Annotated in this window: 13 protein-coding genes and 1 pseudogene; 9 read left to right on the forward strand and 5 right to left on the reverse strand. The window is 46.9% G+C overall.

Annotation, left to right across the window (positions count from 1 at the left end; all coding sequences use genetic code 11):
• Positions 1-200: 200 nt before the first annotated feature.
• The gene (locus Q4579_RS22350; RefSeq protein ID WP_303567107.1) at positions 201-608 is read right to left on the reverse strand and encodes a hypothetical protein; all 408 of its coding nucleotides are present in this window, start codon (positions 606-608) and stop codon (positions 201-203) included.
• A 356-nt stretch (positions 609-964) separates the two neighbouring features.
• Here Q4579_RS22350 and Q4579_RS22355 point away from each other — a divergent pair, with 356 nt between their 5' ends.
• Positions 965-1,654 (forward strand): DUF1007 family protein, encoded by a 690-nt coding sequence (locus Q4579_RS22355; protein ID WP_303567109.1) that lies wholly within the window; start codon positions 965-967, stop codon positions 1,652-1,654.
• 128 nt (positions 1,655-1,782) lie between these two features.
• Positions 1,783-2,808 carry a nickel/cobalt transporter gene (locus tag Q4579_RS22360; RefSeq protein ID WP_303567126.1) on the forward strand — a complete coding sequence of 342 codons (1,026 nt, stop codon included), beginning with the start codon at positions 1,783-1,785 and terminating at the stop codon, positions 2,806-2,808.
• A gap of 171 nt (positions 2,809-2,979) precedes the next feature.
• On the opposite strand, the gene Q4579_RS22365 is transcribed toward Q4579_RS22360, so the two are convergent.
• Positions 2,980-3,468 (reverse strand): DUF2938 domain-containing protein, encoded by a 489-nt coding sequence (locus tag Q4579_RS22365; RefSeq protein WP_303567110.1) that lies wholly within the window; start codon positions 3,466-3,468, stop codon positions 2,980-2,982.
• A 140-nt stretch (positions 3,469-3,608) separates the two neighbouring features.
• On the opposite strand from Q4579_RS22365, the gene Q4579_RS22370 reads away from it, so the two are divergent.
• Together Q4579_RS22370 and Q4579_RS22375 are read left to right on the forward strand one after the other, a co-directional pair.
• A complete protein-coding gene (locus tag Q4579_RS22370; RefSeq protein WP_303567112.1) occupies positions 3,609-4,265 on the forward strand; it encodes a metalloregulator ArsR/SmtB family transcription factor in 657 nt (218 codons plus the stop codon).
• Positions 4,266-4,530: 265 nt separating this feature from the next.
• Positions 4,531-5,934 (forward strand): MFS transporter, encoded by a 1,404-nt coding sequence (locus tag Q4579_RS22375; protein WP_303567114.1) that lies wholly within the window; start codon positions 4,531-4,533, stop codon positions 5,932-5,934.
• A 36-nt stretch (positions 5,935-5,970) separates the two neighbouring features.
• Here the strand turns inward: Q4579_RS22375 and Q4579_RS22380 are convergent, their stop codons facing one another.
• The gene (locus Q4579_RS22380; RefSeq protein WP_303567116.1) at positions 5,971-6,897 is read right to left on the reverse strand and encodes a LysR substrate-binding domain-containing protein; all 927 of its coding nucleotides are present in this window, start codon (positions 6,895-6,897) and stop codon (positions 5,971-5,973) included.
• A 96-nt stretch (positions 6,898-6,993) separates the two neighbouring features.
• Between Q4579_RS22380 and Q4579_RS22385 the strand changes: the two genes are divergently transcribed.
• Positions 6,994-7,191, forward strand: coding sequence for a DUF1127 domain-containing protein (locus Q4579_RS22385; RefSeq protein ID WP_303567118.1), 198 nt, complete (start codon positions 6,994-6,996; stop codon positions 7,189-7,191).
• A 119-nt stretch (positions 7,192-7,310) separates the two neighbouring features.
• Here the strand turns inward: Q4579_RS22385 and Q4579_RS22390 are convergent, their stop codons facing one another.
• A complete protein-coding gene (locus tag Q4579_RS22390; RefSeq protein ID WP_303567120.1) occupies positions 7,311-8,216 on the reverse strand; it encodes a LysR family transcriptional regulator in 906 nt (301 codons plus the stop codon).
• A 107-nt stretch (positions 8,217-8,323) separates the two neighbouring features.
• On the opposite strand from Q4579_RS22390, the gene Q4579_RS22395 reads away from it, so the two are divergent.
• The 4 genes from Q4579_RS22395 to Q4579_RS22405 all read left to right on the forward strand — a co-directional run bounded on the left by Q4579_RS22395 (position 8,324) and on the right by Q4579_RS22405 (position 9,942).
• Positions 8,324-8,620: a hypothetical protein gene (locus tag Q4579_RS22395; protein ID WP_303567122.1), complete on the forward strand. Its 297-nt coding sequence runs from the start codon at positions 8,324-8,326 to the stop codon at positions 8,618-8,620.
• Positions 8,593-8,856, forward strand: coding sequence for a 2OG-Fe dioxygenase family protein (locus Q4579_RS23115; RefSeq protein ID WP_368502015.1), 264 nt, complete (start codon positions 8,593-8,595; stop codon positions 8,854-8,856). The genes Q4579_RS22395 and Q4579_RS23115 overlap by 28 nt, the downstream gene beginning before the upstream one ends.
• Positions 8,853-9,221 carry a 2OG-Fe dioxygenase family protein gene (locus Q4579_RS22400; protein WP_303567123.1) on the forward strand — a complete coding sequence of 123 codons (369 nt, stop codon included), beginning with the start codon at positions 8,853-8,855 and terminating at the stop codon, positions 9,219-9,221. The genes Q4579_RS23115 and Q4579_RS22400 overlap by 4 nt, the downstream gene beginning before the upstream one ends.
• Before the next feature lie 103 nt (positions 9,222-9,324).
• Positions 9,325-9,942 (forward strand): LysE family transporter, encoded by a 618-nt coding sequence (locus Q4579_RS22405; protein WP_303567124.1) that lies wholly within the window; start codon positions 9,325-9,327, stop codon positions 9,940-9,942.
• 100 nt (positions 9,943-10,042) lie between these two features.
• On the opposite strand, the pseudogene Q4579_RS22410 reads toward Q4579_RS22405, so the two are convergent.
• Positions 10,043-10,186 (reverse strand): annotated as a pseudogene (locus tag Q4579_RS22410) (transketolase); the annotation flags it as partial.

Genomic DNA, 10,186 nt, shown 5'->3' on the forward strand with positions numbered 1-10,186 from the left:
GAGCATAAGATCACAATTGGTTCGTCTGGTCAATTTTCACCTCGCATTGAGCAAAAAACGTTCATGATCTTGCCCTGCCATCTTCTCTTGTTTTGCATAATCAAAAACAAAAGGACTTGCTACAACAGAGGCACCAATGATTTACGCCCCAAAAACAACTGATTTATTCACTATTTACCTCTTTTCGGCATGAAAAAATTTCAATCTAACTTATTTGCTATATAAATAAGTGTCTTACTCGCACTATGTATCAAAAGGGTAAGAAGGAAGCTGGCGGCAGCGCTGACAAAATAGATAGGTGCAAAATCACGAGTCCTGTAAGAGTCAGCAGCTTCAAATCCCATGAAAGCAAAAACTAAGGAACCAATGAAAGATAACGCGCAAAATAATACTGAAATCAAACCAAGGTAACCGCTTGGATTCTTATGACTTGGTTCTTTAACGCTTTGCTTTTCTGAGAGGTTATAAGCAGCTTGAGCTTGTGATTTATTCTCAGCCTCAATCTCTCGTATAAATTTGTACCCCCGATTTATTAAGCTATCTATGGTGTGTCTATCAGCCTCAAACTGAGTGGTAGTTCCTAACTTTAAAACCGTATATGTCTTCATCTTTAGATTCTATTCAACCAAAAAATATACCACAAAAAATACTCCACCGAGCGCATACAAACAAGTAAGCCACATCATAATTTTTTTGTGTGTAATGTGTATGTTTATTTGGTTCGTACATTGTTTGTTTCACACAGGTTGAGTTGGCTCTCAACATCCCCAATCTGTTACCTTTCTTCAAAACTTGACTGAAAGATTGTGATGACGTTTTTTTCCGTGCAAGGATCTCGCTTATCGTCGTGGTTCTCGGAGCGTCTCAAATAAACACCTCTGGTGCTTTGAGGTATCCTCGACGATCTTGTGATTCACATTCGTTATGTTATAACAACTATTTTATGTCGGTCAGCAATACGCACATGATTCAAATACACGGATTACGGCAACATTTTGATGGATTCAGGAAAGGTTTCCAGCGGTGTCTCTTGGCCTTGGCTGTGTTAGTCGCGCCAACAGTGCAGGCGCATCCTCATTCCTTTGCGGATATGAAGACGTACATCCAGGGAAAGAATGGCGAGATCACCGGTTTTCGAATGGAATGGACGTTTGATGCGATGACGTCCGCTTATATGCTGGACGGTGAAGATACTTCCCCGGAAAACGTGCAGCATACTTTTCGCAAGATGGCGGCATCCATGCTGGAAAACATTCAGGGGGAGCAGTATTTCACCCATTTTTATGACGGCGACCAGCCGCTTCAATTCAAACCGGTCCATAGCGGACAACTGACGCGTGATCGGGCTAAGCTGGTGCTCAGCTTTGTGCTGCCTCTGTCCCACCCGAAACCCCTCACACAAGAGACACTGCGGCTGCTCGTGTTCGAGCCGAGTTTTTATCTCGGGATGACATGGGATGCTGCCGAGGATGTTGTCTTGTCGGATGAACTTGCCCGTCGGTGCCGGGTTGCGCTGATTGAGCCGGACCCGACGCCGGAGCAGGTGAGTTATGCCATGTCTTTACCTGCAGATGCAAATCCGGATAACACGCTGGGGCAGTTGTTCACGCAAACCGTGCAAATCCATTGTGAGCCAACGACAGACGGAAAATGAATGAATTCATCAAGTTGTCGGAGACAGCGCAAGGTGAAATCGTTGATTCAGTTGAAGTGAGAAAGACAATGAAACAAAGCAGAATTGATCCGCGACGCTGGTTGGTCACCGCGGCCTTTGCATGCGTCATGACGATTTGCGGCTATCTCTTGTGGTCAATGTGGCCAACCTTGGTGGTTGAAAGTATTCAGTGGCAGCGGGAAGTCAACGCCCGGTTGGCTGATTTGTTATACGATGCGACATCCAATCCGTTGATTGCCGGCGGCTCGCTGGCGGGTTTCAGTTTCATTTACGGCATGTTGCATTCGCTGGGGCCGGGGCATGGCAAAGTGATTGTGACAACCTACCTGGCGACACATCCGACAAAGGTGAAAGCCAGCCTGATGCTGACCGTGATTTCAGCTTTTATTCAGGCCCTGGTTGCCATCGTTTTGGTGAGCGTGCTGGTTTGGGGATTTCAGGCATCCATGCGCGTTGTGAATGAGAAAGCCGCTGTCTTCGTGTCGTTGAGCTTTGCGCTGGTTGTGGTGCTGGGCGGATTGATCTGCTGGAAAGCAATTCAGCAAATTTACCATGCCTTACGTCATGCGCATCGCCAAGCTTCATCCTTGCCCCTGAAGTCATCCGCGTTCCCTGTGATGCATTCAGCCGCGCCACAAGCGTTTGCATTCAAGTCAGCGATTCACCGCCCGGCGATTCGTCCCAGCGTACAAATACAAACCGCGCAGCGCCATGATCACCATGCGGACTGCGGATGCGGCCATGCCCATGTCGCAGATGCGGAAGCCATCAACCGGGCTTCAACCTGGCGGGAGTATGCCGGGATTGTGGCATCGATTGGGATCCGACCCTGTACCGGGGCTGTGATGGTCCTTCTGTTTGCCAATCTGGCCGGGTTGTACTGGATGGGAGTGCTCAGTGCCATCGTGATGGCGGCCGGGACAGCGTTGACGACGTCTCTGATCGCAGTCATGACCTTAACCGGAAAGCAGCTGATTCAGCGTTATCTGATCACGGAGAACAGCCACAAAAAGGGCGGCTGGCAATTCGCGGGTTACTCACTGAAGCTCCTTGGCGGTATGTTGATGATGGTGATTGGCATATTGTTGATGGGCGGGCAGGATACGGGTCTGTCTCCGATGTTTTCGGGGTAAGTCAAACTGATGTCGCGTCGTGCAAGTGCTCGGTGTATTCGATACTTTCGCGAATGATTTCGGGATTGTGACTCCCTAATCTGATGTCCAGCCGATTGAAACGATTTAGCCCCTGGCGTGTCCAGGGGCTTTTTTATGGATGGTGAATGCGATGCTGAGTCGCAACCGAGGTCAATAGAATGCCATCACCCATCCCGCCAGATACAATCCCACCCCAAAAGAAGCATGGGCCATCAGGCTGCGCAGTCGGGCCGTATTGGGCTGTGGTGTTTTTGAGGCGGCAATGCCTGCGCCCATGCAAGGTTGCATCAGGAAAAAGGGGGCGACCACCGTCGCCACGCCAATCATCAATGCCGGCAGCAAGGTTGGCGAGGTAACCCAAGCTTCTCCCCAGCCCAGCAGCAGAATCCCGGCAAAGGCGATGCCAATCAGATAATGCGCTGTCCAGCCGATGATGGCTTCCCTATTGACGGGCGTAGCCTGCGCAATATTGAGATGGGTGAACTGACCCTTTGGAAAGTGCCCAATCCAGCGGCCAACCATGGCGTAGTTCAGCGAGGGGATGTTGAAACAGGTTTTCAGGAACAGTGCCCAGAGGTCCATCACCAGCGTGGCACCGACGCCCAGTGCCATGGCGCGAACAATAAAATCAGATTCCATTTGGGTTCACTCCTTGTTGTCGTCTCTCGTGACCTGATTCACGAGAGAAATGCTCTTGAATCGGGCCGTGATCGTTTCAATGGATGGTTGATGTTATATAATTCAATAAATTGATTGAATGATGGGGCAGTTAAACTTTGATGTCAACGATAAACAATGCGTCTCATATGTATGCTGATCTGGCTGACCTTGCGCGGCCGCTGGGAAATGCCCACCGGCTCATTTTGCTGGAGCATATTGCTCAGGGGGAGAAGTCGGTTGAAAAGCTGGCAGAACTTGCGGATCTGACAGTGGCCAATGCTTCTCAGCATCTGCAGCAATTAAAAAGGAATGGCTATGTTCAGACGCGCCGGGAAGGAAAGCATGTTTTTTATCGCTTGAGCGACGCACCGGTTGTCGAACTGCTGATGGCATTGCGTCAGTTTGCCGAGTTTCATCACTCGGAGATCAGAAAGCTGGTTCAGGGGACGTTGCATCATCAGCAAGGGCTGGAAGGCATTTCCCGGGAAGCGTTGTTTGCTCGTTTGCAGGAAAAAAGTGTGACGTTACTGGATGTCCGTCCTGAAGAAGAATTTGAGCAGGGCCATCTGCCCGGAGCGATCAATATTCCGCTGGCTGAACTGGAAGCGCGCCTTGCAGAGCTGCCCAAAGCTCAGGAAATTGTGGCGTATTGTCGCGGGCCGTATTGTACCTTGTCGCTGACAGCCGTGAATACGCTTCAAGGCAAAGGCTTATCTGCCCGTCGTTTTCACGAGGGTGTTCCAGAGTGGAAAGCCGCGGGGTATCCGGTTGGCTGAGTGCATCACCGACGATTTGGTTTGATTGAGCCGGAAGCCATCGCCTGACCGGGCGATGTGCTGTGCCTTTTCTGAGCTTCTGGCCTGAACTGTTGTGGCGGGTGACGCCGCCCGATGAGCGACATTCCTGTTGACAGATATGAGCAGACACACATACTCTAAATATCATTCAATAATTCAATAATTCAATTGAATGATATTTTTACGGGGAAAGGTGCGCTGGTTGATTTGGAAGCCGCGACCATTTCCGAGAGAGGAACAGACAGTGCAGACAATAAAACGGAACTTGAAAAAGGCTTTTGCCTTACTTGCCCTGATACAGGCCACCTTGATTTTCACGATTGTGATGATAGGCATTCCATTACCGGAGATAGGGGTTGAGTTTGGGATCAACGAAGCGGATTTACTGCTGGTCAGTACAGCCTATGGCTTATCTTTCAGTGGGTTACTTTTATTTGGCGGGCGCTTAACAGACAGGTTTGGCGGCAGAACATTGCTGACGATCGGATTATGCCTGTTCGGTCTGGCTTCTGTGGGGGCTGCTTTGTCGTTCCACTTTTCTGCGATGGTGCTGATGCGATTTCTTCAGGGCGCAGGGGCAGCGATGATTGCACCCGCTGCTGTGGCCATCCTTCGGCATTTATATCCTGAGCCAGAAGATTTCATGCGTGCCATGGCCACCTGGGGCGGTGTTTCTGTGTTGGGCGGGGGTGTTGGTTTTCTCGCATCCGGTGTGGTCACGATCTGGATTTCATGGCGTTGGATGTTTGCTGTGCCTGTCGGGGTGGCCTTGATGGGCTTGATTGCCGTCGCAGGGTTCCTCCCCAAAGCGGTGCAGTCGCGGCCACCGGTACAATCTGGACTTGATCTTATCGGTGCTGTGCTGGCCACGCTGGGGATTACGCTGGGCAGTTACGGGCTGATCGCCAGCGGCGAATTTTCCTGGTCATCACCCGGTGTTTACGGGCCTTTGCTCAGTGGTGTGGCGCTGCTCAGCCTGTTTTTTGTGGTGGAAAGACAGGTAACATCGCCTTTACTGCCTCCCGGCTTTGTGCGTGAGCCATCCCGCATTGTGGGCTTGATGGGCATCCTTCTGGCCTCGGCCAGTATGGGGCTGGTGACTTTTCTGTTGTCATTATTCCTGCAAATTCAGCAACACTGGACGCCACTTGAAACGGCGGGGGCATTTGTGCCTTACACCTTCACCCTGCTGCTGATGAATCGTGCAGCCAGCGGTATTGTCAGTCGTTTCGGGCCATTGAAAGTGACCTGCTTCGGTTTGCTGATTGGTGCGGCAGGGCTGGCATGGCTGGCCGGTATTCATTCACAGGTTGAGTACCTCTCTGGGCTGTTGCCCGGGATTGTGATTCTGACAACCGGAACGTCAATGATGTTTGCGGGGGCTGCTGTCCTGTCGACCATGCATGTGTCTCCGCATCAGGCCGGTTTGGCTGGCGGGGTGATGAATACATCCATGGAACTGGGACCGACATTGGGCCTGGCCTCTCTCATGGCTGTGGCAGCTTTGGCACCGGATGTGGTCCGCGGATACAGTCTGGCCTTCGGCACGGCAGCCGGGGTGTATCTGGTCGCTGCGGGGCTGGCGTGGTTTCTGACACGCGATAAGCTTCAGCAGACGGACACTGTGGCGGCAGAGAAAGTGCAGTGAGCCGACGACGAACATACTTCGCGGCACCATTTGTTATCAGACGGATAAAATGACTAAATCTTCAGGCAGCGTCCGCTGAAAGGCGGCTGCCTGTCTGCGAATCCAGTCGCAGAAGAGTTTCACTTTATCCCGTCTGAAATAGCCTTCCGGGGCGCACAGGTAATAACTGAATGGCGGCCGGACAGCCACGTTTCCAATCCGGATCAGCGTGCCTTCTTCAAGGTAACGCTGTGCCAGACTGTGCCTTGCCAGCGCGACGCCCTGAACGGCGAGGGCACCCTCCAGCACAAAGTTCGCGCCATCGTAAGACAGCAGGCTAGGCCCACCTGTGACTCCCACAGTCGACAGCCAGCGTTCCCAGTTCATATCGGGCCAGAGGTCGCCAATCAGGTGAGCGCGGTGCAGATCCTTGAGATCGTCAATCTGGTTTTCTTTCTGATAGAGCGGATGACACACCGGAAAGAGCAAGTCATCCATCAGCCAGAGGCTGCTGAGGTTGGGATATTCCCCTTTGCCGTAGCGGATGCAGAGATCAAGCGGAGACTGCTCGAAATCAACCAGCTCAACTTTGGATTCGATGAGCAGCGAAATATCCGGCTGTTCGTCTCTGAATGAGGTCATTCTCGGCACCAGCCAGTGCTGCGAGAGGGAAGGCAGCGTCGACAGAGATAACCGATACGGGTCCGGATCCTGATTCAGCAAGCGGATGCCTTGCTGGATGTGCTGAAAGCCTTTCTGGCTGTGCTCAAGCAGGATTTGCCCTTCCGGGGTCAGCACAACTTTCCGGTGCTGACGGTAAAACAGGGGCGTACCCAGCCAGTCTTCCAGTAAGCGGATTTGCTGGCTGACCGCTGCAGCGGTGACGTGCAGGGTTTCTGCGGCGTCTTTGAAGCTGCCGTGATGGGCTGCCTGATAAAAATAATAAAGTCCCTGAAGTGGCGGCATCCGGTGTTGGTTTGACATTAGTTTTCCTTAACTGAATGGCAGGATCTATCGTTTGAACACCTGCAGTATCCGAACGAAGATAAATCCGTATTTCGGTGAAAATAGGTGGCTTAAATGGGGATGATAACAGATAAGTTTGCGTTTAGCTGGTGCAAAGAAATCGTGATTTTGATTAAGTTTGGCTTTTCTTATTATCAACACTGGCGCCAGAAAAAACGTGATTTACGCCACTTGAGTGAGTTACCAGACTACTTGCTGGATGATATCGGGCTGGATCAGAGGATTGTCCAAAAAGAAAAAGAGCGGGGATAATTTCAGGTAATGGAAGAACGAATAGTGAATTGTTTGTATGTGAAGTGGTGGCAGCTCACACTGCTGAGCTGCTTTATTTATCAAGAGATTGTTAATGCGGGAGGATTTTTGAAGATTGATTACATCTGTCCTTGAAGTTTTTCTTTAGCAAAATCCAGAAATTTGTTGATTCTTCTAGAGCGGGCATTTTGATTTGTTGCCATAAGGGCGACTATGTCCACACAAGGTAAACTGTACTCAGGTAACAGCTCAACAAGTGTACCTTCGTACAGTTCTGTCATTACATCCCATTCTGAACGATTGATAACACCTAAACCATTTAACGCCCATTGCTTGACAACGTCAGCAACATTACTGGTTAAAGAAGGGGTTACTCTGACATTACAGTTTTGACCTGACGATAATTGAGTAAAACGCCACATTGAAACATCCTCATTATTTTCTCTGAGTATTATACAGTTGTGACTCAACAAATCTTCAGGCTTAGTTAATAAAGGCATATCAGTAAGATAATTTGGAGATGCACACAATACTCGGCGAGTTGATGAAATCACCATTCGGTACAAGCTCGACTGATTAAGTTCCCCAATATAGAACATGATGTCTGGCTGGAAAGAGTAGTCACTCCAACTAGGGCAGTCAGAAAGTATTAGATCGATAGTCAGACTAGGATGTTTCTTTTTAAACTCGCCAACGATAGAGGATAATTTTTGGTCACCAAAACCAATGGGAGCCAGTATGTTCAAATGTCCACTTAAGTCATTCTTGGAAGCATGCAGGGACTCTTCCAAAGTAGTCATTTTTTGTATGATGTCTGAGCCGATCTCAATAATCAGCTGACCATGCTCGGTGACTGTCAATCTTCGTCCATGCCTCTCTATGAGGGAAACACCTAATTTTTCTTCGAGAGATTTTAACTTTTGTGTGACGTAGGATGCAGAGACATTGAGCTGTTTTGCTGCGATGGAAAAATTTGGGCACCCAGCCAGAGCTAGAAAAAATTTAATATCATTAAGCCCCAACATTAACATTATCCTTAAAGTACAGTTAATAAAATCATAAATACACTGAAACCATATCACGTGATATCTTATCATTACAGGTTAATGATTATACCGTAAAAGGGTGAAAAGTGAATTTGGTATTTGATAAAGACAAAGCAACGTTAGACAATGTGATAAGACCTTTAGGCTGGTTAGCTGATGGTACAAAATCTTCCGTGGGTAGTATTGTCTCATTCCCTTCGATACCTCATAGGAAGGAGTTTAGTGAAGCTTCTCAATGTATTATTAATGATGGTTTTTTTATGAACGGGAATATTTCAAGCCGGAAAGTGGAAACTCCGATGATTTATGGGAGCATTTTAGAAGTTTTTGGGATGATTTGTCTGTTGATCAATATATGGCTGACTCAGGGACATATCGCTTAAGACGCTATTCTACACTTTTATATAAAAGTGATAGCTTTTCAATATTGAAAATGCCTTACATGCCATTGTTTAAATCTAGTGATTACAACTCTTTTGCTGGAGATGTTTATAGATATTTTGAAGAAACAGATAATGCTATATACTTTAATCCATATTTTCAGAGAGTTTTAAATGAGTCATTAAGAGTGTTTATCTCATGTGAGAACAAACATGGGAGAAGTGAACAAAATGGTTGATTGAAGTAGATCAGTATCGAATTCTAACAAATAAACATCAATTGGGTAAACCTACTCCTGAAGGCGTACATAGTGATGGCACAAATTATTTCACATTAATGTTGGTTCAACGAGAAGGAGTGAAAGGTGGAATAAGTTCATTATATGATTGCGATATGAATCTAAAAAAAGAGGTTACACTTCAATACCCAGGCGACACGATCATGTTAGATGATAAAAATATGTTGCATGGTGTGACAGAAATTGAACCTATTGAAGAGTCTGGTGTTAGAGATATCTTGCATATTTCTTTTACAAATGTGATGAGGCCAGGATCGGTGAAAAGGCGATTTGGTCTGGGCTCAGAAGAAATTATCACAATTTGACAAAATGTTGATGAAAAGTCTATTTGACTAGAACATTTGGATTTTTAATTCATGATCCAGTAGTTTATTCAGACTGGGTCAATACCATAATAAAGGTAATGAAATGACATACAGTATTTTTATTATACTTGTTTTCAGTTGTATAGCCTTTAGTTTTTCACCTGGGGCAGGTGCTATTGCTACTATGTCAAGAGCAATAGATGGAGATGCAAGCAAGGTTAAATATAATATTGTAGGTTTACAGTTAGCGTTGATGTTTCATTTAGTAATTGTGACAGCTGGTTTAGGAGCAATGGTTGCTTCATCGGACTTCGCTTTTAACGTTATAAAATATTCTGGTGCTCTGTATTTATTATATCTGGGTTTTATGAAAATTAAAAACTCAGATCAAGTGTCATATAAAAAAGAAAATGTGTTAAGAAATAAAGGACAAAGTGTATTGAATGGGTTTTTAGTGAATATTTCAAACCCCAAGTCAATTGTTTTTCTTGTTGCATTTATACCTCAGTTTATTGTTGGTCAAGGAGGATTTACTCAATATTTCCAACTCGGGTTGGTTGTTCTTGTTATAGATACTCTGGCTATGTTTACTTATTATTCGTTTGCGAATTCTCTAATGAAATATTTGACAGATGAAACGCAAAAAAAACGGTTAAATATATTGTTTGGAAGTATGTTTATATTGCTTTCTATATTGCTTCTCATCTCGGAGCGAAATTGAAATAAAGAAAGGTTTTTGATCATAAATTTATTATCTGAAGGTGTATTGTTTTTTGTAAAAAAGCCAGTCTCTCGACTGGCTTTGGGTATTTTTTTTGGGATTACGCCAGCAGCTCTTTCGCGGTGCTGACCACGTTTTCAGTGGTGAAGCCGAACAGCTTGAACAGCTCGCCAGCCGGTGCAGATTCACCGAAGCTGGTCATGCCGATGATGCGGCCGTCAAAACCAACGTACTTGTACCAGAA

Source organism: Photobacterium sp. 1_MG-2023 (assembly GCF_030547945.1).
Taxonomy (GTDB): Bacteria; Pseudomonadota; Gammaproteobacteria; order Enterobacterales; family Vibrionaceae; genus Photobacterium.